Annotated in this window: 24 protein-coding genes; 16 read left to right on the plus strand and 8 right to left on the minus strand. The window is 48.1% G+C overall.

Features of this window, described 5'->3' with window-relative positions; translation table 11 throughout:
- Positions 1-24: 24 nt before the first annotated feature.
- Positions 25-1,320, plus strand: a complete 1,296-nt coding sequence (locus tag MKX80_RS04320) for a nucleotide sugar dehydrogenase (protein WP_268333135.1) — start codon at positions 25-27, stop codon at positions 1,318-1,320.
- An 81-nt stretch (positions 1,321-1,401) separates the two neighbouring features.
- Positions 1,402-2,313, plus strand: coding sequence for an alpha/beta hydrolase (locus MKX80_RS04325; RefSeq protein ID WP_154998616.1), 912 nt, complete (start codon positions 1,402-1,404; stop codon positions 2,311-2,313).
- Here the strand turns inward: MKX80_RS04325 and MKX80_RS04330 are convergent.
- A complete protein-coding gene (locus MKX80_RS04330; protein ID WP_268336498.1) occupies positions 2,310-2,702 on the minus strand; it encodes a helix-turn-helix domain-containing protein in 393 nt (130 codons plus the stop codon). The genes MKX80_RS04325 and MKX80_RS04330 overlap by 4 nt on opposite strands.
- Before the next feature lie 130 nt (positions 2,703-2,832).
- Between MKX80_RS04330 and MKX80_RS04335 the strand changes: the two genes are divergently transcribed.
- Entirely contained in the window at positions 2,833-3,516 is a 684-nt protein-coding gene (locus MKX80_RS04335; protein WP_216930966.1) for an NAD(P)H-dependent oxidoreductase, read from the plus strand.
- A gap of 43 nt (positions 3,517-3,559) precedes the next feature.
- Here MKX80_RS04335 and MKX80_RS04340 read toward each other — a convergent pair whose 3' ends face one another.
- Positions 3,560-7,894, minus strand: a complete 4,335-nt coding sequence (locus tag MKX80_RS04340) for a multifunctional 2',3'-cyclic-nucleotide 2'-phosphodiesterase/3'-nucleotidase/5'-nucleotidase (RefSeq protein WP_268334496.1) — start codon at positions 7,892-7,894, stop codon at positions 3,560-3,562.
- A gap of 229 nt (positions 7,895-8,123) precedes the next feature.
- Between MKX80_RS04340 and MKX80_RS04345 the strand changes: the two genes are divergently transcribed.
- Entirely contained in the window at positions 8,124-8,639 is a 516-nt protein-coding gene (locus MKX80_RS04345) for a type 1 glutamine amidotransferase domain-containing protein (RefSeq protein WP_268336496.1), read from the plus strand.
- 307 nt (positions 8,640-8,946) lie between these two features.
- Here the strand turns inward: MKX80_RS04345 and MKX80_RS04350 are convergent, their stop codons facing one another.
- Both MKX80_RS04350 and MKX80_RS04355 read right to left on the minus strand, forming a co-directional pair.
- On the minus strand, positions 8,947-9,162 hold the full coding sequence (locus MKX80_RS04350) for a DUF1128 domain-containing protein (RefSeq protein WP_043925906.1): 216 nt from the start codon (positions 9,160-9,162) through the stop codon (positions 8,947-8,949).
- Positions 9,163-9,253: 91 nt separating this feature from the next.
- Positions 9,254-10,612, minus strand: a complete 1,359-nt coding sequence (locus tag MKX80_RS04355) for a sodium:alanine symporter family protein (RefSeq protein ID WP_154998627.1) — start codon at positions 10,610-10,612, stop codon at positions 9,254-9,256.
- A gap of 183 nt (positions 10,613-10,795) precedes the next feature.
- Here MKX80_RS04355 and MKX80_RS04360 point away from each other — a divergent pair, with 183 nt between their 5' ends.
- Genes MKX80_RS04360 through MKX80_RS04370 form a run of 3 tightly spaced genes read left to right on the plus strand, consistent with a single transcriptional unit; the run spans position 10,796 to position 12,450 of the window.
- On the plus strand, positions 10,796-11,266 hold the full coding sequence (locus tag MKX80_RS04360) for a low molecular weight protein-tyrosine-phosphatase (RefSeq protein WP_268336495.1): 471 nt from the start codon (positions 10,796-10,798) through the stop codon (positions 11,264-11,266).
- 21 nt (positions 11,267-11,287) lie between these two features.
- Complete coding sequence (locus MKX80_RS04365; protein ID WP_154998631.1) at positions 11,288-11,638, plus strand: hypothetical protein; 351 nt, start codon at positions 11,288-11,290, stop codon at positions 11,636-11,638.
- Positions 11,635-12,450 (plus strand): YhjD/YihY/BrkB family envelope integrity protein, encoded by an 816-nt coding sequence (locus tag MKX80_RS04370; protein ID WP_154998633.1) that lies wholly within the window; start codon positions 11,635-11,637, stop codon positions 12,448-12,450. Before MKX80_RS04365 ends, MKX80_RS04370 begins: the two co-directional genes overlap by 4 nt.
- 210 nt (positions 12,451-12,660) lie before the next feature.
- Here MKX80_RS04370 and MKX80_RS04375 read toward each other — a convergent pair whose 3' ends face one another.
- The gene (locus MKX80_RS04375; RefSeq protein WP_154998635.1) at positions 12,661-13,839 is read right to left on the minus strand and encodes an MFS transporter; all 1,179 of its coding nucleotides are present in this window, start codon (positions 13,837-13,839) and stop codon (positions 12,661-12,663) included.
- A 100-nt stretch (positions 13,840-13,939) separates the two neighbouring features.
- Between MKX80_RS04375 and MKX80_RS04380 the strand changes: the two genes are divergently transcribed.
- The 3 genes from MKX80_RS04380 (at position 13,940) to MKX80_RS04390 (ending at position 16,338) form a co-directional block, all read left to right on the plus strand.
- A complete protein-coding gene (locus MKX80_RS04380) occupies positions 13,940-14,320 on the plus strand; it encodes an OsmC family protein (RefSeq protein WP_154998637.1) in 381 nt (126 codons plus the stop codon).
- A 104-nt stretch (positions 14,321-14,424) separates the two neighbouring features.
- Positions 14,425-15,480, plus strand: coding sequence for a calcium/proton exchanger (cax, locus tag MKX80_RS04385; protein ID WP_182068997.1), 1,056 nt, complete (start codon positions 14,425-14,427; stop codon positions 15,478-15,480).
- Positions 15,481-15,546: 66 nt separating this feature from the next.
- Positions 15,547-16,338, plus strand: a complete 792-nt coding sequence (locus MKX80_RS04390; RefSeq protein ID WP_268298446.1) for a YfkD famly protein — start codon at positions 15,547-15,549, stop codon at positions 16,336-16,338.
- 28 nt (positions 16,339-16,366) lie between these two features.
- Here the strand turns inward: MKX80_RS04390 and yfkAB are convergent, their stop codons facing one another.
- Positions 16,367-17,488, minus strand: coding sequence for a radical SAM/CxCxxxxC motif protein YfkAB (gene yfkAB / locus MKX80_RS04395; RefSeq protein ID WP_268336493.1), 1,122 nt, complete (start codon positions 17,486-17,488; stop codon positions 16,367-16,369).
- A gap of 143 nt (positions 17,489-17,631) precedes the next feature.
- Here yfkAB and MKX80_RS04400 point away from each other — a divergent pair, with 143 nt between their 5' ends.
- From MKX80_RS04400 to MKX80_RS04410, 3 genes are all read left to right on the plus strand, one after another.
- Positions 17,632-17,817 (plus strand): SE1561 family protein, encoded by a 186-nt coding sequence (locus MKX80_RS04400; protein ID WP_003179806.1) that lies wholly within the window; start codon positions 17,632-17,634, stop codon positions 17,815-17,817.
- A 108-nt stretch (positions 17,818-17,925) separates the two neighbouring features.
- The gene (gene pdaA / locus MKX80_RS04405) at positions 17,926-18,717 is read left to right on the plus strand and encodes a delta-lactam-biosynthetic de-N-acetylase (protein ID WP_268311192.1); all 792 of its coding nucleotides are present in this window, start codon (positions 17,926-17,928) and stop codon (positions 18,715-18,717) included.
- A gap of 175 nt (positions 18,718-18,892) precedes the next feature.
- Positions 18,893-19,996 (plus strand): glycerol dehydrogenase, encoded by a 1,104-nt coding sequence (locus tag MKX80_RS04410; protein WP_154996821.1) that lies wholly within the window; start codon positions 18,893-18,895, stop codon positions 19,994-19,996.
- A gap of 164 nt (positions 19,997-20,160) precedes the next feature.
- Here the strand turns inward: MKX80_RS04410 and MKX80_RS04415 are convergent, their stop codons facing one another.
- Both MKX80_RS04415 and corA read right to left on the minus strand, forming a co-directional pair.
- Positions 20,161-20,748 carry a hypothetical protein gene (locus tag MKX80_RS04415; protein WP_268336491.1) on the minus strand — a complete coding sequence of 196 codons (588 nt, stop codon included), beginning with the start codon at positions 20,746-20,748 and terminating at the stop codon, positions 20,161-20,163.
- A gap of 57 nt (positions 20,749-20,805) precedes the next feature.
- Positions 20,806-21,765 carry a magnesium/cobalt transporter CorA gene (corA, locus tag MKX80_RS04420; protein WP_268336490.1) on the minus strand — a complete coding sequence of 320 codons (960 nt, stop codon included), beginning with the start codon at positions 21,763-21,765 and terminating at the stop codon, positions 20,806-20,808.
- A 133-nt stretch (positions 21,766-21,898) separates the two neighbouring features.
- Between corA and MKX80_RS04425 the strand changes: the two genes are divergently transcribed.
- The 3 genes from MKX80_RS04425 to MKX80_RS04435 are packed head-to-tail and all read left to right on the plus strand — an operon-like array spanning position 21,899 to position 24,691.
- Positions 21,899-22,762, plus strand: coding sequence for a DNA-3-methyladenine glycosylase (locus MKX80_RS04425; RefSeq protein ID WP_268336488.1), 864 nt, complete (start codon positions 21,899-21,901; stop codon positions 22,760-22,762).
- 17 nt (positions 22,763-22,779) lie between these two features.
- On the plus strand, positions 22,780-24,171 hold the full coding sequence (gene rlmD, locus MKX80_RS04430; protein ID WP_268314969.1) for a 23S rRNA (uracil(1939)-C(5))-methyltransferase RlmD: 1,392 nt from the start codon (positions 22,780-22,782) through the stop codon (positions 24,169-24,171).
- Positions 24,172-24,220: 49 nt separating this feature from the next.
- On the plus strand, positions 24,221-24,691 hold the full coding sequence (locus tag MKX80_RS04435; RefSeq protein WP_254115796.1) for a DUF6884 domain-containing protein: 471 nt from the start codon (positions 24,221-24,223) through the stop codon (positions 24,689-24,691).
- Positions 24,692-24,788 lie beyond the last annotated feature (97 nt).

Consider the following 24,788-nt stretch of genomic DNA (forward strand, 5'->3'; position numbering starts at 1 on the left):
TGTAGAGAAGGGGCGATTTGATAAATGAGCAAACAGGAAATGCATAACGAATCGATAGCGGTCATCGGCTTGGGGTTTGTCGGTCTGCCCTTAGCCATGTTGTTGATATCAAAAGGAATTCGAGTTATCGGTGTTGATTTGGACAAAAAGAAAGTCGAGGCATTACGGAAAGGAAACAGCTATATTTCAGATATAAACGATCAAGCGGTGCAGGACGGAATAGGCACCGGTTTCTTTCGTCCTGTTTCGGACTATGGTTTAATCGGTGAAGCGGATGCCGTCATCATCTGCGTACCGACGCCGCTGAATGATGATGCGGGTCCTGATTTGAATTATGTGAAAGGAGCGGCACAATCGATTGGAGCGCATTTGAAAAAAGGGCAGCTCGTCGTGTTGGAAAGCTCGACATATCCGGGTACGACAAGGGACATCGTCAAACCGATCTTGGAAAAAAGCGGCCTTGTATGCGGAAAGGATTTTTATTTGGCTTATTCTCCAGAACGCGTTGATCCGGGCAATCAGTTCCCGATTGAAGTCGTGCCGAAGGTAGTGGGAGGAGCGACGGAGGCATGCCTTGAAAAGGTGCATCAGTTATACAGCGGCATTTATGAAGAGGTTGTGCCTGTTACATCGCCTGAAACAGCGGAGCTGACAAAGCTGCTCGAAAATACGTACCGGTTTATTAATATTTCATTTATTAATGAATTCGCGATGATGTGCGATAGGCTCGGGGTGAATGTGTGGGAAGTCATCGAAGCGGCAAGCACAAAGCCGTACGGGTTTGCAGCGTTTTATCCAGGCCCCGGCATCGGCGGCCATTGCATCCCTGTCGACCCGCTGTATTTGCAGTTTGTCATGAAACAAAGCGGTTTATCGAGCGACTTTATCGAGCTGTCGGAAGCGACAAATGAAAGAATCGTCCGCTATATCGCAGAGCGTTCCTTGCAACTGGCAGGTAAAGACAAGGCGACAGACGCCCGCATTTTAATCTACGGCGTCACCTATAAACGAAATATAGCGGATGTCCGCGAATCAAAATCGCTTGACATTATAGAGAAGCTGATCGGCATGGGAGCTGATGTTTCCTACCATGATCCGCACGTTCCTGATCTCGACCTCAGCGGCAAAAAACTAGCAAGCATGCCGATAGATTCAAAGATGCTGAAAGAGTACGACTGTGTTGTCGTTTTGACCGATCATGATGCACTCCCGAAAGAGCTGTTGTTAAACTATGCAAACGTGATATTTGATACGAGAGGGGTGCTGAGGGAAGCAGCCGGAAAAGCGAAAGTCATCCAGCTCGGAAACGGGCGCTCTTGACGTCAATTTTTCTGCCGCGACTCACGCCCAGACACGTTCGGAATACAATAAGTTTAAACAAGAACGTAAAGGGTGAGGGCCGTGTGGATCGGAATTTTGTTGATGGTCTTTGGAATTGGGATCAGTATTTTTGCCGTCAGTCTGATTGTCAGCTATTTGTTTGTTTTGCCGAATCGGAGCGCATATGAAGAAACCTTTTTCAGCGGACTCAAACACGGCGAAATCATCGATGACGTGTTTGAATCACACGACAAAGAAGAGCTGTTTTTGACGGCGGGGGATGGATGCCGGCTGCATGCGCTGCTTTTTCCCGTTCAAAAGAGCAGGAAAGCCGTCATCATCTCCCACGGCATCAAGTGGTCGCTGTTTGGAGGGTATAAATACGTCGAACTGTTCCAGTCCATCGGCTACAATGTCCTGCTTTGCGACAGCAGGTGCCACGGGTTGAGCGGCGGTTCACACGTTTCCTACGGGTTTTACGAAAAGAACGATTTAGCGAGGTGGGCTGACGAGCTTGAGAACAGGTTCGGCAAAGATCTTTGGATCGGGGTGCTTGGCGAATCGCTCGGAGCAGCGGCTGCCATCGAGCTGATGAAACAGGACCGGAGAATCAAGTTTTGTATTGCCGATTCTTGCTTCAGCGATTTAACAGAGCTATGCCGCTTTCAGCTGAAAGCCGCCGTCAAATTGTCCGTGCCGTTTCTCATCCCGTTGGCAAGCGGGCTGATCAAACGGCGCCACGGCTGGAGCCTTGCCGACATATCGCCGGTCAGCAATCTTGAGCAGTCAGACACGCCGCTGTTTATCATCCACGGCACAAATGATCAGCTTGTTCCCCCGGAAATGGCTAAAAGCTTGTATGAGCGGAAAAAAGGGTTCAAAAAACTGTATTTGATTGAAGGCGCGGGACATGTCGGCGGATTTCGCCACAATCCTGAAGAATACTTAAGCAAGATCAAAGACTTTCTTTTGAAAATCGAGCCGGCCAATTAGCCTTGCGATTCCAGCTTTTCAGCCGCAGCCGATCTTTGACGCGCTTCCTTGATTTTGCCGGCATAGGACGTTCCCCAATTCATCATTTGACTGATGATCGGGATCAGCGTCTTGCCGAACTCGGTTAAACTGTACTCGACTTTCGGAGGAACCTGCTTATAAATCGTGCGGCAGACGATGCCGTCGCGCTCAAGTTCGCGGAGCTGGAGGGTCAACATCCGCTGTGTCACGCCGGGAATTAAGCGCCGCAGCTCATTAAAGCGTTTTTTATCATCGATCAAGTGATACAAAATGACGCTTTTCCATTTACCGCCGATGATATCGATCGTTGCTTCCACCGGGCATGAATAACCGTTCGGTGCTTCGCATGCTGCCGGATACTTTTTCATTTTCCTCTCTCCTTAGTATAAAAAATGATACTATGCCACAAAAATGTGCGTACTTTATTATTGTTATTATAATAATTAGAATGAAATTAAGAAAGGAATATAAACTATAGACAAAAGGAGAGAACAGAACATGACAGAGCAATCCAAGAAGCAGGAGATTCTTGACGCATTCCAATTTAGACACGCGACAAAAGAATTTGATCCGGACAGAAAGATATCAGATGAGGATTTTCAGTTCATTTTAGAAGCGGGCAGACTGTCGCCAAGCTCGGTCGGCCTCGAACCGTGGAAATTTGTCGTCGTCCAAAATAAAGAGCTGCGTGAAAAACTGCGCCAAGTCTCATGGGGCGCACAAGGACAGCTTCCGACAGCCAGCCATTTCGTTTTGCTGCTCGGGCGCACAGCTAAAGAAATGCGACGTGATTCCGGCTATGTTGCAGATCAATTAAAGCATGTGAAAAAAATGCCGGAGGAGATCATTGAAAATATGCTGAAAGAAGACGGAGTCCTGGAAAGTTTCCAAGACGGCGATTTTCATTTGTACGAAAGCGACAGAGCGATGTTTGACTGGGTATCAAAGCAAACGTACATCGCGCTTGCCAACATGATGACGGCGGCTGCCTTGATCGGTATTGACTCCTGCCCGATTGAAGGCTTTAACTACGACAAAGTCCACGACATCCTTGAAAAAGAAGGATTGTTGGAGGACGGCCGCTTTGACATCTCAGTCATGGCCGCTTTCGGATACCGCGTGAAAGAGCCGCGTCCTAAGACGAGACGGGCGCTTGATCAAATCGTGAAATGGGTTGAATAAGAAAAGTGCGGTTCTGCATGAGCAGACCGCACTTTTTTTATATTTAGATTTGAAGTTTGCGCCGCTTCCTTTGGTAAAGGTACAGGCCGCTTCCGAATATAAGCAGCAGCAGGCCGAGCATCAGCCAATGATAGGCGTTTGAAGCGGTGTCAGGCAAAAATCCGCCGTTTGAACCATCGGATGGTTCATTTCCGTCATCCGACCCGCCGCTGTCATGACCGCCTGATCCGTCTCCGCCGCTTCCGGCGCCGGGCGAAGCAGGGGGTTCACCGCCGCTGCCGCCATCCGGACCGTCATCATCGCCGGAACCCGGCGGAAGTGAAGGAGACCCGGCATTGTCATTCATCACGGTATACTCGCTGAAATGGTCGACATAGCCTGCAACGGTACGGCCTTTCGTATAGCCGTTTGTCACTTTTGTGAAGCTGTTGTTTTTGCGGTCGACATAATAGACGCTCAAATGTTTGTCAGGAGCATCAACTTGGAAAAACAGTCCGACAGGCTCTTTAAATGTGCTGACCGCTTTTCCATTCTGCTGAATGTTGAAATCATATACCTTTGTGACCGCCTGTTTGATATCCTTGGCGATTTTAATGCTGATTTTTGTCTTTTCGCTTGCCAGATTAACGGCTGGAAGCTGCATCGCAATGCGATCGTTTTTCAAGGTGATACTTGGATCATCAGTTCTTTCTTTCACAAGGTCAGTCTGTGCTTTTGTCATATTCAGCTTGATGTGTTCCTTTTCTGTGTCAGGGAAATAAGCAATCACCTGATTTGCGTTTTTCGCGTATGTTTCGAACGGCTTTTCCGCAAGCGTCCAAGTGCCGTCTGCCTGACGGTCAGGAAGGAAAACTTCTGTGATTCTGTTTTCGATGTTCGGTGAAACAGAATCGTATAAGGCAAGCTGTTCTGTAAAAATGTCGTAATCGGTAAAGCCGAGATCGACACCGTTTTTCGCTTCTTTAAAAACGGAATAGCCGTCTCCGCCGCCGCCCATGAAGTTATTTGTAGCGACACGGTAGGTTTTGTCCAAATCGAGCGGAACAGCGTCTCCTTTGTCATTGACGAGGTTCACATCGAGGATGCGCTCACCTTTTGGCTTGCTCAGTGTAAAGGTGAAGGATAAACCCGCGACATGCGGAAACGCGCCTCCGCCTTCTTCGACTTGGCTAACCCCGTGCTCAAGCGCTTCTTTAATTTGCGCCCCCGTCAAATCAGCGGTATAGAGGGTATTGCCGAACGGCATGACTGTCAGCACATCGCCAAGTGTGATTTCGCCTTTGGCAATACCGCTTCTGATTCCGCCGCCATTTGTGATTGCGATGTCAGCGCCGCCGGCTTGTTTTGCTTTCTTCAGCATGCCGTCCGCGATAAAATTGCCGAGGTTCGTTTCTTTTGAGCGGACATGCTCGCGTTTTCCGTCAAGCGGGACATCGGCATAGCCTACTTTTTTCTTTTTCAGTTCGTCAATATCTTCTTTAAACCCGTCAAGCACTTCTTTCGCAGGAGGGTCTTCGTCCACCTTGTCGTCGATTGCGATCAAATTGAACTTTGATTGGTCCGTTTGAACGACGCCGTTCTCATCAAACACAACATCGACCCTTCCCAAAAACTGCCCGTAGTCTTTCACCTGGGCGACGATTGTCGGTTCTTCGCTCTCCACTACTTTCAAGTGATCGACGAGTGTATGCGTATGCCCGCCGATAATCAAATCGATGCCCTTCACTTTTTTGGCAAGCTCCAGATCCCGATTGTAGCCGAGGTGGGTGAGGGCGATAATTTTGTTGACCTTTTCTTTTTCTTTCAGTTCCTTGACCGTTTTCTCCGCTGACTGATAAGCGTCATGAAACGCAATGTTCGGACCAGGGCTTGACGTATATGACGTATCTTCCGTCGTCAGGCCGAATACGCCGACTTGTTCGCCGTTTACATCAAGCAGAATATAAGGATAGATGCCGCTTTCTTTCTTTTTCCCCGCTGTTAAGACTGCAGGCTCTTTTTGAAAGCTTCGCAGCTGAGGCTCTTTTGATACATCGACATTGGAGCTGACGATCGGAAAATCGGGCTTTTCCAGCTGATGTCTGTTTAACGGATCGACGGCTGCATCGTTTCCGTTGAGAAAGTCTGCGAGCACCTTAGGCCCCTTATCAAATTCATGGTTGCCGAAGGTCATGGCGTCATAGCCCATCATGTTCATCAGTTTCAAATCGGCGAGTCCGTTCCATTTCGTAAAATACAGATCACCGGAAAAGACATCGCCGGCATCGAGCAGCACATTGTTTTCTGTTTCACTGCGGATTTCTTTCACTTTGGCAGCGCGCCTTGCCGCCTCATCAAGGTGGGCGTGAGTGTCGTTCGTGTGCATGACTGTTAACGTCCAGTTTCCATCATCAACTGGAGGCTCTGAACCGTCAAAGTTCAGCTTATAGACGCCATATCCGTTGTTTTCGGATTCCCTGACAAAATCGATGTCCTTCGCTTTTTCAGCAAACGGTTTGGCGAGGAGGGAAGATTCGAATGTTACATCGGCTCCTTTAATCGGAGCGATCGACCAGTTGTTGTCGGCGGCAGGATTGACCGTTTTCTTTTCCATGATGTAGTTCATGAGCACCTGCCTGTTTTCATCAGCTGCCGCATAAACGACTTTGTCCTGAGTCAGATGCGGGAATCCGCCGCCCCCGGACGCACGGTAATTATTTGTGACCACAAGAAATTCCTGGTCGTCGCGGACCGGTTTTCCGTTGTAAGACAACTGTTTGACGCGGTTCGCCTGCGGATTTTTCACCCCGCCTGACGCATTGTATTTTGCCGGTTGTGTGACATCGATCTGGTAGGTCACACCATCAATGACATCGAAATTATACGACCTGAAATCGGGGTTGAGGAGCGCCTGTTCGCCCGATTTTGAAGGATCGATCTGGTTGAACTGCCCGGCCGACATTTCGATCCAGTCCTTCACTTCGCTTCCCGTCAGCTTGACGATATAGAGCGTATTGTCGTACAAATACAAATCGCCGATGTTTTTGATCGCAAGATTTCCTGCTTTAATGTTTGTATAATAATCAGCACCGTTGCGTCCTCCTGCTTTAAACGGCGCGCCCGCTGATAAAATCGGCAGGTTTTCGTACTCCGTTCCCTTTATGACATCTTCCGCATACCATTTTTGTGCGTCTGTGACGATCTGGATCGAAGGGTCGTCTTTTACCTGTGCGAAAAAGCTGTTAATATCGGCTTCCGTTTGGCCAACCGGCGCGCGGACGTATTCGAGCGTTTTTTCGTGCGTGTCTTTAATCGCAGAAACGACGGTTCCGTTTCGCGACGTCACATTTCCGGCAATCGCTTCCGTTTTTGCGCTGGCATCTTTCACTGTCCATTTGCCGCCGTTCTGTTCAAGCTGCATATCGATGATTCCTAAATGGCTGCCCCAGTTTTTCGGCATGACGACAGGGATGCCGTTGATCGTTCCTTTTTGATTGTCGATCACGCCATTTCCGGGATAGTCGGTGCCGGGGAACAGACCGTGCTGGTGTCCGGAGATGATCGCATCTATTCCTTCCGTCTTGAGTGCCAGATCATATACGGCGTTTTCTGCTCCCGCCGCCTGTTCGCCATTTTCAATTCCGGAGTGGGCGATCGCGATGATCACGTCGGCGCCTTCCTGCTTCATTTTCGGAATCGTTTCTTTTGCTGATTCGGTAATGTCCTGCACCGTGATTTTGCCGTCCAGGTGCTTTTTATCCCATGTTAAAATCTGCGGCGGAACGAAGCCGATGTAGCCGACTTTAAGCTGGTGCTTTTGGCCGCTTTCATCCGTCAGCGTCCGGTCTTCAATATGATATGGCGTATATTTGTTCTTTCCGTCCGGTGTTTTAATATTGGCATTGACGATGGGAAATTCGGCGCCTTTTATCGTACCGTCAAGGAATTCAAGGCCGTAGTTGAATTCATGGTTTCCGAGCGTGCCGGCGTCATAGTGCAGTTTGTTCATGACATCAATGATCGGGTGTGTTTTCGTTCCGGAGATCATCGATTCACGTTCATGTTTGAAGATGTATTCCCCTAGAGGGTTTCCTTGAATTAAGTCGCCGTTGTCGACAAGAATCGTGTTCGGATTCCGGCTCCGGTACTTTTCGATCAGCTGAGCCGTGCGGGCCAGTCCGAATTCAGCCGTTTCTTTGTCGGCATAGTAGTCATAATCCATGATATGGGCGTGGATATCTGTCGTGCCCAAAATGCTGAGGTTGATCAGCGGGTGTTCATTTTGTTCTTCTGCATATGTCTGGGTGTTTGGAATGAGTAAACTGAATATCATCACTGAGGTTAGCAGAATACGGAGAATGTTTTTCCCTGAAAACCGACTTTTCTGTATTCCCACCATTTCTCCACCTTTCAGATTAGAGTAACAATTTCTATTGTAAGAACTTTTTGTAAAGTTTTGTAGAACTTTCGTTGCGAATATTGTAAACACTCAGAAAATGATTCCAAAGTCTGTCTATGTCTGCCGGGTGATTTAGGTAATTTGTTGTGAGGAACGTGCGGATGTTTTATTTAGTGTGGCAGGGGTAAATGGATTTATGTAGACAGAAGCTTCTGGGAGGGTGATCAATATGAGTAAAAAAATTGCAGTTGTTCTGACAGATTACTTTGAGGATTCGGAGTATACCGAGCCTGCGAAAGCGTTCAAAGACGCCGGACACCAGCTTACGGTTATTGAAAAAGAGAAAGGCAAAACGCTAAAAGGCAAGCAAGGCGAGGCGCAAGTGGAAACAGATGCGTCCATTGATGAAGTCAGCCATGCTGATTTTGACGCATTGTTGATTCCGGGCGGATTTTCGCCGGATATCCTCAGAGCCGACCAGCGTTTCGTATCGTTTGCGAAATCCTTTATGGATGACAAAAAACCGGTGTTTGCGATCTGCCACGGACCGCAGCTTTTAATCACCGCCAAGGCTCTGGACGGACGCAGTGCAACAGGTTACACATCGATTCAAGTCGATTTGGAAAACGCCGGTGTTCAATTTAAAGACGAGGAAGTTGTCGTCTGCCAGAACCAGCTTGTCACAAGCCGGACGCCTGACGACATCCCTGCATTTACACGCGAATCTTTGAAGCTGCTTGGCTGATGAAAAAAGACCGGAATAGATTTCCGGTCTTTCAGCGTGTCGCCAAACCCTCGCATTCGTTGTCAGGCCTGCGCGTCGGTGCTCACGAATAGGAAAAGGACCGGCGGCTAACCGCCCAGGCGTCCTGCCTGAACGCCGCCGTCATCACATCCTGTGAAAGTCAGCTTCCGATGCTCGGCCTTCCTAGACTGCAAGGGTTTTCAATCACGCTGAGCTTAAAGGATGACAAAAAACCAAAACAAAAAGCCGTTTTGGGTTTTTGTCAACAATCTGAAAGACCGGAATGGATTTCCGGTCTTTTTTATGTTTATTTTCGGAGTGCAGCCAGTTCCTCTGCGATTGCCTGCATTTCGCTCGGACTGAAAGATTTCTTTTTCATCACCATTTGATGCAGGTATTCAAGATCTTCAAGCTTTTCATTGCTGAAGTGTTCAGCTTTAATGACGCCGATGTTCAGCATGTTTAGTTTTTGCGAGATCTCTTCGATCATTTTGTTCAGCTCGGCTGTTTTCTGCTCTGACAAGAAGGCACATCCTTTCTCACTGATTTCGTAGTCTTTATTGTAACAGAATGAAGCGAGAAGAAAAGGACGCCTGTCAAAAATCTTCTCCGGCTTAAACAGATACGCTGTTTTGCTTTTCCTCTTTTTCGGCTTTGATTTTGGCGAGGATCTGTTTGGACTCATAGATGACAATGCCTGTCAAACCGAGCAAGCCGATCAGGTTCGGAATTGCCATCAGACCGTTCAGCATATCAGCAAGCGCCCAGACGAAGTCATTTTTAAAGACCGCTCCGAAAAAGACGGCGATTACAAAGATGACACGGTAGACGATCGCATATTTTTCATTCAACAGGTAGGTAAAGCATTTTTCTCCGTAGTACGACCAGCCCAAAATCGTCGAATAGGCGAACAGCAGCAGTCCAATCGCGACGATTGTCGATCCCGCAGGGCCAAGAAAATGTGCGAATGTCATCGATGTCAGCGCATCGTTTTTTTCTGTCAAATACATGTTTCCCATGACAATCGATATCCCCGTAATCGAGCAGACAATCAATGTGTCGATGAAAACCTGAGTCATAGAGACAAGCGCCTGGCGGGCTGGCATATCGGTTTTTGCCGCGGCCGCAGCGATCGGCGCTGAGCCGAGGCCTGCTTCATTTGAAAATACGCCCCGTGCCACGCCCCAGCGGATCACGGTTCCGATTGCGCCTCCTGCCACGGCTTGACCGGTAAACGCATCAGAGAAAATTAAACCGACCGCGCCAGGGACAAGTTCAAAGTTTGAGACAAGAATGATCAATCCGGCGATGACATAAAATAAAGCCATGATCGGCACGAACAGCGAGGTGACTCTGCCGATGCTTTTAATTCCCCCGAGAATGACAAGGGCGGTAAAAAACGTGACAATGATGCCGGTTACCCAGGCAGGCACGGAAAATGTGGAGCTCATGACTCCGGATACAGAATTTGACTGAACCATATTACCTATTCCGAAAGCGGCAAGCGCCCCGAATATGGCAAATAACACACCAAGCCACTTTTGCTTGAGGCCGTGTTCCAAATAATACATCGGGCCGCCTGACATTTCGCCGTTTTTGTCTTTCACGCGGAATCTGACGGCAAGCACAGCTTCAGCATATTTCGTCGCCATTCCGAAGAAGGCGGCGAGCCACATCCAAAACACGGCGCCCGGCCCCCCGGCAATGACAGCTGAGGCGACACCGACGATATTCCCTGTACCGACCGTAGCGGCAAGGGCGGTCATCAGCGCCTGAAAGTGGGAAATATCGCCTTCGGAGGATTTATCCTGATGTCTTGAAAAGGCAAGCTTTAACGAGTAAGGCAAAAGTCTGATCTGCAAAAAAGCCAGCCTGAAAGTCAAATAAATACCCGTTCCAACGATGAGGATCAAAAGCGGAGGTCCCCATAAAAAACCGTTCATTGTATCTACAATATGTGAAATAAAATCCATAGGCGAAATATCCCCCTTTAATTTTGTGTCTAACTAGAATATTCTGAAAGTTTGTTAGATTTGTCAATAGTATTGTCATCTTTTCTTCCCAAAGTTGAAAAAAACAAAAAAATCTTTAGTATAAAAGCAAAAGTGTTTTTTCTTTCTGAAATGTGGGGAAAGAATAGAGGAGGCTCTTGGTTGATGATCAAAGTGCTATTTGTCTGCCTCGGTAATATTTGCCGATCTCCGATGGCAGAAGCTGTATTTAACGACATGCTCAAAAAAAGCGGACTGGAGGAGCGAATCGAAGCCGATTCGGCGGGGACAGGGAGCTGGCATGTTGGCAAACCGCCTCATGAAGGCACACAGTCGCTGCTGTCTGAAAAAAAGATAAGCTGCGAAGGCCTTTACGCGAGGCAGATTTCCGACAAGGACCCGGAAGCGTTCGATTATATCATCGCAATGGATGCCGAAAACGCAGGCCATGTGAGAAGCCTTGCCGGCTACGGGAGCAAAGCCGTCATCCGGAGGCTGCTCGACTATGTCGAGGACTGTGAGACGGCAGATGTTCCTGATCCATACTACACCGGGAACTTTGAAGAGGTATACGAACTCGTCGCGAAAGGGTGCAGCGAATTGCTGAAGGACATTCGAAAAGAACACAATCTATAAAAACGAAGGGAGAGATTTTTTATGAAAAACGACCGCGTTTTCATCAGAAATATCCTCCTCGGCGCTTCGGTCGGGGCGGTTATGTCACTGCTGCACAAACCGACTAGAGAAGCGTGCGGTGCAAAGCTTACCGCGTGCAAAAACAAAGTCCGCCTTTACCGCGCAAATCCTGGCATGCTCACCGAATGCGTGAAAGAAAAAATGGACGAAGCCAAAAAGCTGACAGCTTCCATATCGGATGATTTGAACTTCTTAAATCAACAGGTGAAAGAGCTGAAGGAGACGACGCCAAAAGTGATCGGCTTGATCGAGGAAACGAGGGATCACTTCACAGCCAGATCCAAAGGACATACGGAGCCGGAAAAAGAATGAGTTTTTTGAAAGAGCTGGCTTGGCGTTTTTTCCTTCATGAAGGGCCGAGCAAATCGGCGGAACTTGCCTACTTTTTCCTACTGTCCCTGTTTCCGTTTATGATTTTCCTATTGACCTTGATCGGCTACCTGCCTGTCAAAACGGGCGATGTCATCGGACTGATCGAACAGTATGCCCCAGAAGACACGATGTCCGTCATTGAAGAGACGCTCAATACAGGAAACAGGGGCTTGCTTTCTTTCGGGATCATCGCGGCGCTCTGGTCTGCATCAAACGGATTGAACGCGATTGTCAGGGCTTTTAACCATGCTTATGAAGTCGAGGAAAACCGCTCTTTCATTATGGTTCGGCTGACATCGCTCCTCCTGACCGCCGCGATGGTTTTCACAATATTGGTCGCACTTCTTCTGCCCGTATTCGGGAGGGCCATCGGCCATTTCATCGCCAATCTGGACGGTACGCCGGAGATGTTTCTGACGGCATGGTCAGCGCTCCGCTGGGGAATCAGCCCGATTGTGCTGCTTATCGTCTTTACGGCTTTATACTTTTTTGCCCCGAATAAGCGGCTGTCATTTAAATTCGTGCTTCCGGGAGCCGTTGCAGCGACCGCCGGCTGGATCCTCGTCAGCGTGCTGTTTTCATACTATGTCAGCGAATTTGCAAACTACAGCGCGACATACGGAAGCCTCGGCGGCATCATCGTCTTGATGATCTGGTTTTATTTAAGCGGAATGATGATTATTCTGGGGGGGGAAATCAATGCCCTTTTACATAAACGTAAAATCATTCCTGAAGAAAATCCGCGGAAATGAGCAATCTATAATAGAACAATTCATGAGTTCAAAAGCGGAGGGATCATCATGACAAAACACACGAAAAAAGGCGGCAGCCATAATAAACAAAATTCAAAGCAAAGTCCGAAAAACAAAACGAGCGGAAGCGCCAACGGACAAAACGGATATCATTAAAACTGCCTGACGTTTCTAAAAGGCCGGCTGCCTATTGTAAGCAGTCGGCTTTTTTTACATTGGCGCCGCCTCAGATTGTTCGAGAGCGCTTTTTTTCTTCGTTTTGCCAAAGAGCACCCCGATCCAGATCAACACCATCACGCATGTAATCAAATAAAACAGGTTGCTGTTGTGAAATGTCTGCATATACCAGCCGCCGGCAACCGGGCCGAAAATGCTTCCGAAGCTGAAGGTAATTCCGCACATCAAGTTTCCGGCCGGGAGAAGGCGTTTTGGAAGAAGGTCGGCCATAAAGCTGATGCCGAGTGAAAAAGTTGATCCCACAGCCATTCCAGCTATGAAAAAACATGCCGCAAGCAGGGGAACGGAATCGGAAAAGCCCGCCGCAAAGAAGCAGCCTGCCCCGACAGCCAATATGACAAGAAGCACATTTCGCCTTCCGTACTTGTCGCTCAACACGCCGAGCGGATACTGAAAGACGATGCTGCCGATCGCAAAAGCCGGAAGAATGATCGATACGCCTTCGACGGAAATACCCGACCGGAGCGCATAGACGGGAAAATTGCCGTTCAGAGCGGTTTCCAAAAAGCCGTAGCCGAACGTCGGCAAAAACGCGACCCATCCAAGCAGAAAGGCTTGAACGAAGCGCTTTAAGCTGTTATCGCTGTGGCTTTCAGAGCCGCTTTGCTCAGGAAAATCGTTTTGAAGGCAAAAAATAAACAGCCACGCCAGCAGGCTGAACGCACCTGAGACGATAAACGGCAATGACGGGGCGATGTTGACAAGCGGCGTTAAAAAAGGCCCGGCTGCAAATCCCAAACCAAATGAAAGGCCGTACAAAGAGATATTGCGGCCGCGGTTTTTTTTAGACGATAATGTGGTCACCCAAGTTTGCGTTGAAAAGTGCAGCATATGATCCCCGATGCCGATCAAGAGCCGCAAAAAGAACCACACGATAAACGACTGAATAAAAACAAAGGCGAACAAACTCGCGCACACCATCACCCCGCCGATGACAATCAGCGGTTTAAAACCGAGCCTGCGAAGCGGCGCTTCCATGAACGGCGAAGCGATCAAGACGCCGATGTAGAGGCCTGTCGCATGAAGCCCGTTCAGTGCGGCCGAATGGCCTTCCTGTTCGAAAATAACAGAGATGACCGGAAGGAGCATCCCTTGCGAAAAACCTGATATACTGACAATCAAAACGAGAATGAAAAAGTGAAATCTAGTCATCGGCCGATTCTCCTTATCCGTAATCCTTCTTTGATCGTACAACTTTCAGAAGTTTTTAGGCAAGGCGATTTTTCTTTTTCTTTCATAAGAGGTGTGATTCATGGAAATCGTGTGGAATCAGAACGGCTTTGAGGCTGATCTGGAATATGGAAAGCTTAAGATATCAGGCAATGAAGAAGCGGGATTCAGGCCTTATCAATTGCTGGCCGCTTCGATTGCGGCATGCAGCGGAACCGTTCTTCATAAAATATTGGAAAAGAAAAGGATACAGCTGAAAGATATGACCATCGAGACAAAAGAAGAACGTATTTCCGAAGAGGCGGGCCGCATCAAAAGTATCCATCTCCACTTCATATTGAAGGGAGAAAACCTCGGTACAGAACAAATCAAAAAGGCGCTGAAAATAGCGCTGAAAAACTGCGCCATGGTGAGGTCTGTTGAAAACAGCATAGACATCATCGAAACATTTGAGATTCGCTGATGTTTAAAAACCTGCGCCAATGCGGAATAGATCAGTATGCCGTATATAAACTGAAAAGTTCGCACAAAAATAACCTACACCAAAAAAGAAAAGAGGAATGAAAAATGAGCCGTTTTTTCTTTTGGATGATGGCTGCAGGTGTTCCCCTTTCTGTCGCAGGGAGCCTTCTGCATTGGCCGCAGGTTTTATTGTTCATCATATACTGCCTGACCATCATCGCGCTTGCAAGCTATATGGGAAGAGCCACCGAAAGCCTTGCGATCATTGCGGGACCGAGGATCGGAGGCCTTTTAAATGCAACGTTCGGAAACGCCGTTGAGCTGATCATTTCGATTTTCGCGTTGCGGGAAGGACTGATCGGCATTGTGCTCGCATCGCTGACAGGCTCTGTCCTCGGCAACCTTCTCCTAGTCGCCGGATTGTCATTTTTCATCGGGGGCCTGAAATATAAGCGCCAGGAATTCAACGTGTATGATGCGAGACACAATTCAGGTCTGCTCATGTTCGCAGTGATTGTCGCTTTCGTCATCCCTGAAGTATTTTCAGCCGAAATGACAGAGCCGAGGAAGCTGTCGATGAGCGTCGGTATCAGCATCATCATGATTTTGCTTTACCTGGCTGCGCTTTATTTCAAGCTTGTCAGCCACCGCGGGGTTTACCAGACGAATCAAAATGAGCGGGAAGAATCGCATGAAGAGCCGGAATGGTCGGGAAAGAGGGCAACATTGGTTTTATTTTTGGCAACCGTTGCCGTCGCCTACATTTCCGAGCACCTCGTTCATACGTTTGATACGGTGGCCGAACAATTCGGCTGGTCGGAGCTTTTCATCGGAGTCATCATTGTCGCGATCGTCGGAAACGCGGCAGAGCATGCTTCCGCCGTCATTATGGCCTATAAGGACAAAATGGATGTCGCGGTTGAAATTGCGATCGGATCAACGCTTCAGATCGCGATGTTTGTCGCCCCTGTTCTTGTCATCAGCTCTTTGTTTTTTCCAACGAGCATGCCGCTCGTCTTTACCTTGCCGGAGCTGGTTGCCATGGCTTCCGCCGTCCTTTTGATGATCATCATTTCCAACGACGGGGACACGAACTGGTTTGAAGGCGCGACATTGCTGGCCGCTTATATCATCATGGGAATCGGTTTTTTCCTTCTTTAAAAAAATTGGGATAAACAAAGTGCATCCGGAAAACAATAAGGGAAAAGAAACAGAAAGAGTGATAGTATGAAAAAGCTTTTGTGTTTTACGCTGACTGCGTTTTTATCCTTTAGTTTTTTCGCTGTACAGGAAGCTGATGCAGCCAAGCCGATCAAGATTCCAAGCTCTGTCACGAATATTTCCAAAGAGAACACATACCCTAACGCCTCTCAAGATCAGCCGAGGCTGCAGCCGAGCGAACTAGCCAAAGAGCTGCTGAAAACAACCGATATCGCGATTGAAAATCCGCATCTGATCAAAATGCTGAATGAGTCAAGCATTTCCGGCACACCGCTGGCAATCGGCTATCGGGCGACGATTTATTTGGGCAGATGGGCGCTTGGGTATACCTCGAATGAAACCGTTGCGAACTGGGAATACCGCAAAATCAACACAAACCGCTTTGACAACCGGGGCGGGAAAGCACCTGCCGAACTCACGTATTCCCAAGAACAGACGAGCAAAATCAAAGGCGGCTTAACGGCTAAAGTCCCGAAAGCGGAAGATGTCAAAAACATGATGATGCTTAAAGCCATGGAAAAAACAAAGCTGCCGCTCGCCTTTGAAACAGTGGTCGGCTCCGGTACAAAACGCGATCAGATTTATAAAGTGCAGCCGAAAAAACTGGGAAATTTACACGCCTATGCACCTGCCGTCAATGAAAAAGGAAAAGTCACCTACGGCGAAGTGTACATCGTATTAAAAGGCAACAAAAGAAAGCTTGTCGTCAAAAACATCACCTCACAAGGAATCGGCGCCTGGATTCCTGTACAGGATCACCTCACATTCGGCTTTCAGCTCAGCCATCAGCCGAAATAAAAAAGCAAGCCTTTGCGGCTTGCTTTTTTCATACTCTTGCTGTTCTGGAAGTAAAATCAACATCTTGATAATAGCTGTTTTTGACGAGCACATTCGGCCCGAGGCATCGGACGTGCGGGCAGTGGCAATTAAGCTCTTTGGCAAGCTCTGTTTTTCTCCACTTCGCATAGGCGCTTGGGAGGCTGTCTGTTTGAATGTTGCCAAGCGGCGGAGTGTCTCCGAAATCGGTCACGATGATATTGCCGTCAAAAATATTGACGTTCAAGCGCGATCTGCCGTCAGGATCGTTTCTGACGGTGACATTTTTCGCTTCGCGCAGCCGCTGTAAAAGAGCGTGATCTTCAGGATCAGGGCTGCACGCGTAAAACGGCAGGGTGCCGAACAGCATCCACGTATTTTCGTCGCGAATGTCAAGAAGGCGATGGATCGCTTTCCTCATGTCTTGTAAGCTTAAAGATTCAAGCGCGCTTGCAAAGTCGCTCGGATACATCGGATGGACCTCATGGCGCTGGCATTTCATGTCTTCGACAATTTGCCGGTGAATATGCTCGATATGAGGGAGCGTCCGTTTGTTGAGCATCGTCTCGGCGGATACCATGACTCCTTCATCAACTAGCGTCCGGCTGTTTTCGATCATTTTTTCGAAATAGCGCGCCCGTTGGGCAAAGGTCGGCTTTTTATCCATCATGGCGAAGCCGATTTCTGCAAAGTCTTCGACCGTTCCCCAGTTGTGGGAAATATGAAGCACATCCAGGTAGGGAATGATCAGTTCGTAGCGGCCGATGTCGAGCGTCAAATTTGAGTTGATCTGCGTCCGCACGCCGCGTTCATAAGCGTATTTTAATAAAGGAACGACATATTCCTTTACAGATTTTAATGAGAGCATCGGCTCGCCGCCCGTAATGCTTAAAGAACGAAGGCGGGGAATCTCATCAAGTCGTTTCAACAGAAGGCTGACGGGCAGCGCGTCCGGGTCCTTCGTCTGGAGCGTATACCCGACGGCGCAGTGCTCGCAGCGCATATTGCAAAGAGTCGTCGTCGTAAATTCAACGTTCGTCAGCTGTATATCTCCAAATTGGTCAACGTCCATGTAGGCTTCCCACGGATCATATTCCGGGGTGATCGGACGAACCTGCGTTTTTTCTGTCATGACATATCTAACTCCTTTATGATAGGACATACTAATATAGCCCAACTATTCATTTTAGACCTGATCCTTGAGGCATGCAAGTCATGGATGATTGAAAAAAGGCCGTTTATAGGCTACGATAAAGGAACAAAAGGAGGAGAATCATGGGTAACGCAGTACATGACAAAGAACAGCAAGTCAATTATTTGAAAAACAGATTGGATATGTTTATGTCAGTCATCGATTCTTTAGACCCGGAATCGACCGACCTTGAAGATATTGACAGACTGATCAGCATGCTCGACGATTTGGAAGCCAAATACGAACGCTTTAAAAAAGACTGGAAATAAAACCGCGCATTCTCTGCCGCGGTTTTTTTGTTTTCCAAGTGTTGCTTAGTATGAAATGCTCAGTCCTTCTGCACAATAAGAAAAAATAAAACTGGGAGCGAGAAGATAATGAAACGAATCTGTGTCATATGCTGCGGATTCCTGCTAATGCTGGCCTTCAGCGGCAATGCTGAAGCGATTTCCAACAAGGCGATCCATTGGGGTTTTTCAAAAAGCAAAAACCATCAGCCGGCAGATGCTGGACAAGAGCTGAACAACCTTTTACAGCAGTACGACGCCTTTTATTTAGGCAACACAAAGGAAAAAACGATCTATCTGACCTTTGATAACGGCTATGAAAACGGCTACACCCCTCACGTGCTCGATGTTCTGAAAAAACAAAACGTCAAAGCGGCCTTTTTTGTGACGGGCCATTTTGTCAAAGATCAGCCGGAGCTGATCAAGCGAATGGCCAAGGAGGGGCATATCATCGGGAATCATTCATATCACCATCCGGATCTCACGACGAAAACAAGCCGAGTGATTCAAGAGGAATTGGAATCGGTCGATGAGGAGGTTTACAAAATCACAGGCGAAAAAGACAATCTCTACCTGAGGCCGCCTCGGGGCGTTTTCAGCGAGCGGGTGCTCGAAGAAGCGAAAAAGCTCGGTTACCAAACGGTATTCTGGTCTGTTGCTTTTGTCGATTGGAAAATCAATGCCCAAAAAGGGTGGCGCTATGCGTACGACAATATGATGAAACAGGCCCATCCCGGCGCCATCTATCTGCTTCACACCGTCTCGAAAGACAATGCAGAAGCGCTTGATCAGGCGATCACTGACTTGAAAAAAGAAGGATATACATTTAAAAGCCTTGATGACCTGATGTTTGAAAAATCTATGATGCTAAAGACCCTATGAAAGACAATGCCCCGGTCGCTGTGCCGGGGTTTTTGCTTTGGGCTAAAAAATTGATGCTGCAGGCTCTTTTATTTTCCCTAGTCAATTCCATAGAATAAAAATCCATTTTATATACATATATTACTAGATTTAAAAAGAAAATAGGTATATCATTGATAGTGAAGGGGGAATTACCATGTCAAAATCAGTAAAATCAGTCACATCACCTAAAAAATTTATTACAGGAAAACGACTGCTGGAGAACTTGAACGACTACATTGAAGATTTTGGCGATAACGCATATATCATTTGCGATGAATTCATTTTGGAACGCGCTCAAAAAGAAGCGGGGAATTCGATTCAGAAAGCCGGCAATCAAGCCGTTTTTGAAAAATTCAATTACGAATGCACACAGGAAGAAATCGATCGCAACCGGGAGCTTGCACGCAATGCAGGCGCTAATATCATCGTTGGGATCGGAGGCGGAAAAACGCTTGATACCGCAAAAGCTACCGCTTATTACGAGAAGCTGCCGGTTGTGATTTTCCCGACAATTGCTTCCACAGATGCTCCATGTACGGCCCTTGCCGTCATTTATAAACACGACGGATCGTTTGACCGCTATCTGTTTTTGCCGACGAACCCCGATGTTGTTCTCGCGGACTCTGACATTTTAGCATCCGCGCCGCCGCGCTTTTTCGCAGCCGGTATCGGAGACGCCTTGGCGACGTATTTTGAAGCGCGCGCCTGCTTTAAAGCAAACGGCGATAACCTCGTGCTGATGAAGCCTTCAACAACTGGATTGGGACTTGCCCGGCTTTGCTATGATACGCTATTGGAAAACGGCGTAAAAGCGATGCAGGCGGTCAAGCACGGCGTTTCCACACGAGCCGTCGAAGATACAATCGAAGCGACCATCTATTTAAGCGGAGTCGGCGCCGAATCAGGCGGTCTTGCAGCCGCACATGCGATCCACAACGGAATGACAGCCGTTCCTTCTCTGCACAGAGCTCAGCACGGCGAAAAAGTTACGTTCGGCCTTTTGGCTCAGCTTGTTCTCGAAAACGCGCCGGTCGAAGAGCTGGAGACCGTTATTGACTTTATCAAAGGCGTCGGTCTTCCGTTGACATTAAAAGACCTCGGAGTCGACGAATTTGTCGAAGATGAATGGCGCCAAGTGGCTCAAAGCGCTTGCGCGGAAGGCGACACAATGGGCAACATGCCGTTCCCAGTCACCCCTGACGACGTCTACAATGCGATCGTCGCCGCCAACGCGATTGCAGAATCTTATCACGATTAATAGACGAAAAGCCGTTTCCGTGAAGGAGCGGCTTTTTTCTTTGAGATTTGTAGTTTGTGAATCGGCTGTTTGAATAGGGCTTGTTGTCAGTTCGTTTTTTCTGTGTAATAAATGAGTAGTAAGCTGTTTCCCGAAAACGATTTGTTTGACTCGAGTGAAAGTTATCATTTCACCACTTCAATCTGCAACTTCGGCTCTTCTTCAATTCCGGATGCAAATGCATCCTCATTTCCCGGAGCCTTAAAGGTGACGCTGTACGTTTCCTGTGAATGCGGAGACAGTTCCAGCTCTTCCGGCTGAAAGTCGAATTCATTTACCATATCAGGGGTGAGCTGGACGCGTTCGGTATTTTTCCCGTAGTTGTTCACTTTGACCTCACAGTCCATGCTCCCTTCCTCCATATTGCCCTGATAGCTGCAAGTGCTTCCCCTTGTCATATATTCCACGGCATCATCGCCTTGTGCATTCCATTTTTGAAAGAGCATCAGCTGTTCTGTGACCAGCGGGTAAAATACTGAAATGCCGATGATAAACAAAAAAAGCTTAAAGCGGATCCAAGGTACTCCATAATAATGGCGCCACGCCATAATGAAGCCGGCGATGAGCATCAACATGCAGATCAGAACCACAATGCTTCTGGCAGACTGACTTAAAAGCGCGTCTGCCACAGACACGCTTTGATGATTCTCGGCGCTAACCAACAAACCGAGAACGATCAGGATGATGCCGACAAGCCCTGTATGTAGCTTCATTTCTTTCCCTCCCCAGTTATAGAAATAGTCGAACAGAGAGGAAAAAGGTTTCCGGTTTTACTTGAAAATGTCAAACCATCCTTTATGCCGGAACCAGAAGATCATGCCGGCGACAACGGCTGCCATTATTCCGAGGATGAAAAAATAGCCGTAGCGCCAATGCAGTTCAGGCATGTTGTCAAAGTTCATGCCGTACACTCCGGCAATGAAGGTGAGCGGAATAAAAATCGTTGAGACGATCGTCAGCGTCATCATAATGGCGTTCATCCGGTTGGAGTTGAGCGTCTGGTAGCTGTCCCTCAAATCGGCTGTCATGTCACGGTTGTTTTCGACGATTTCGGCCAGCTTCAAGAGATGGTCGTAAATGTCGCTGTAATACGCTTTTCGTTCGCGGTTTTCTTTTGAAATTTCAATGTTTAAAATCCGGTAAAGCAAATCCCGCATCGGAATGATTGTTTTCCTCAGCTTTAAAAGTTCGCTCCGGATATCAAACACCTCGTTCATCAGCGTTCCATACGTTTTCCTGCTGTCGCTTTCGGCAATTTCATTGAGGCGGTCTTCTATTTTGTAAAGAATCGGGAAATATTCGTCCACAAGCGTATCCATGACCATATAGGCGATGTGGCCAGGTCCGTTTTTCCACAACTCGCTGTTTTCCGAAAGCTGTCTTCTTACTTTTTCAATGCCGTCTGAATGATGAAAATGAAATGTGACGATGAAATTTTTTCCAACGAATAAATCAACTTCTTCAGACGCCAAAGTCTTATGATTCAACGCATGTATGACGAAAAAAAGATAATCTTCATATTGATCGAGCTTGGGACGCTGCAAGCGATGTACGCAGTCTTCGACCGATAAAGGGTGAAAGTGAAAATGGCTTTTGAGTAATGAGACTTCTTCATCCGAAGGCTGATCGAAATCGGTCCAAAACCACTCAATATCTTGATCTGTCAGCCTTTCCGCTTTGTTGTCGGATAAAATCCGTCCGTCCTTTGTCATCGCAAAATGTTTAATCATCGGCACCCCTCCGCTTCCATAGGATGCTGCGCTGTACTGTGATTCATTCGATGAAAAATAAAATGTTGTTCTTTTTTAAGAGAATTTGAAACATGGTATACTGTGGACAAAGAAGAAAAAGGGATGGGAAGCGATGTGGAAGGAAACTGTAAGCGTATCACCGCCTTATCATTTTGACCGCGTGTTGGACAGGCTTTCGCTTGATCCGCTCAATGCGGTCAACCTCGACAAAAGGGAGGTCAAGCTGCCGCTCCGCAATCAAAACAAAGAGCCTCGGATTGTCGCTGTGCAGGCGACGGGAACTGTCGAAGCCCCGGCGTTTGCCGTCACCGGTACAGACGATCGAGACGCCATGATGAAAGAAGTGAAACGGATCTTCAGATGGGAGGAAAGTCTTCAGCCTGTACTGGATCACTTTTCACAATCAAGCTTGTCATCAATTTTTGAAGAGCATGCCGGAACGCCGCTGGTGCTCGATTTTCATTTGTATCATTGCCTGATGAAATGCATTATCCACCAGCAGCTCAATCTGTCTTTTGCTTATACGCTCACGGAGCGGTTCGTTCACACTTTTGGAGAGCGAAAGGACGGGGTCTGGTTTTATCCGCTTCCCGAAACGATTGCACAGCTCGATTACAACGACCTGCGCGAACTTCAATTCAGCATGCGGAAAGCCGAATATGTCATCGATACATCGAGGATGATCGCAGACGGCCGTTTACATCTTGATGAGCTTTACCAATTATCAGATGAAGACATTATGGAAAAGCTGGTGAAAATCAGAGGCATCGGCCCGTGGACCGTCCAAAACGTTCTGCTGTTCGGGCTCGGCCGCCCCAATCTGTTTCCGGCCGCCGATATCGGCATCCAAAATGCCATCAAACGCCATTTTGGCTTAAACGATAAACCGACAAAAGAACAAATGCTTGAAATGAGCAAAGAATGGCACCCTTATTTAAGCTATGCTTCCTTGTATTTATGGAGGAGCATTGAGTAGAAATGGAGAGAACATCAGTGAAACGTGACAAAAAAGGATCATCAGCAGAATTAAAAGTCGGACAGCAATTTCCGCTGACGATCAAGCGCCTCGGCATCAATGGCGAAGGCGTCGGCTACTTCAAGAAAAAAGTCGTCTTCGTCCCCGGCGCACTGCCGGGTGAAGAAGTCGTCGTCGAGGCGACAAAGGTTCATCCGAAATTTTCCGAAGGGCGCGTCAAAAAGGTGCGCAAACGTTCAGAGCACCGCGTCAAGCCGCCTTGCATCATCTATGAGCAATGCGGGGGCTGCCAGCTTCAGCATCTGGCTTATGAAGAGCAGCTGAAAGGAAAACGGGACATCGTCATTCAATCGCTCGAACGGCACACCCGTTTTGACATCGGCAAAATGGACATCAGGCCGACGATCGGCATGGACAACCCGTGGCACTACCGGAATAAAAGCCAGTTTCAACTCGGGCTTTCGAAAAACGGAAAGATGGTAGCCGGGCTGTACGGCCTTGACTCGCACCGGCTTGTCCCGATTAGCGAATGCATCGTTCAGCATCCGGCGACGAACAAAACGACGCAAACCGTCAAGCAGATTCTTGAAGACTTCGGCATTTCCGTCTACAACGAACGGAAGCGCACGGGTGACGTCCGCACGATCGTGACGAGGGTCGGCTTTGAGACGGGGGAAGTGCAGGTTGTCATTGTCACGTCAAAAGAAGACCTGCCGCGCAAGGAGCTCATTGCTGAGGAAATCAAAAAGCGTCTGCCTGAAGTGACATCCGTGATTCAAAACGTCAACAAATCCAAGACATCGGTTGTTTTTGGCGATGATACAAGGCTCTTAGCCGGCAATATGGTCATTCAGGAATTTCTCGGAGAGGTTTCATTTGAGCTGAGCGCCCGCGCTTTTTTTCAGCTAAATCCGATCCAGACGGTCAAGCTGTATGACGAAGTGAAAAAAGCGGCAAAACTGACCGGGCGCGAAAAAGTCGTCGACGCCTATTGCGGCGTCGGCACGATCGGAATGTGGATCGCCGACGGTGCAAAAGAAATCCGCGGCATGGACGTCATCAAAGAATCGATCGATGACGCCAACCAAAACGCCAAAAAGCACGGAATCGAAAATGCGCACTATGTCACAGGAACGGCCGAGCACTGGCTGCCGAAATGGACAAAAGAAGGCTTCAGGCCGGACGTCGTCATCGTCGATCCGCCAAGAACAGGCTGTGACCGCACCTTCCTTGATACGATCAGGCAGGTTAAACCGAAGCGGTTCGTTTATGTCTCATGCAATCCGTCAACACTTGCGAAAGATTTGCAATACTTGGCCAAGGATTACCATGTCGAATACATTCAGCCTGTCGATATGTTTCCGCAGACTGCGCACGTCGAATCGGTCGTATCGCTGAAGCTGAAATAAAACGCCTTTTCAAAGGCGTTTTTTAGCGGAACCAAAAGGGGGATAAATGATGAAAAGACTCTGCATCATCCCGTGCGGGGCGAAGAAAATCTGGGATGTCGATCCGGGCATCGGCCCGTCCGCCGCAAAGGATGTCTATCTGAGCCCGTTTCACCGGGCGTGCCGCGCATATGCCCAGACGTTTTTTTCGGATTGGGTGATTCTTTCGGCAAAACACGGCTTTTTAAAACCTGAAGATATCGTTCCTGAAAACTATGACATCACATTCGGGATGCGCCACCCGGAGATTATGCCGGATGTCGAGATGAAGACCCAAGGTGAACGGAAAAACCTGATGGATTATGACGAAATCGTCATGCTCGGCGGAAAAAAATACAGGCCTGTTCTGAGGAACGTGTTTGGCAGCGGACAGCAGATCACTTACCCGTTGGCGGGATATCGAGGGATCGGCTACATGCTGCAGGCACTGAAGCGGGCTGTCGATGAAGGTCGGGAACTTAGTGAACGTGAAAACAGTTGAAGAAGAAAGTGATTTTTTTTAAATCGCTGGCGGGCTCGTCCAAATAAGGACAGGGTATCATCCGAGAGACTGGAAGACATTTGTTTGGCGATTGGGA

Source organism: Bacillus sp. FSL K6-0972 (assembly GCF_037976035.1).
In the GTDB taxonomy this organism is placed as follows: domain Bacteria; phylum Bacillota; class Bacilli; order Bacillales; family Bacillaceae; genus Bacillus; species Bacillus haynesii.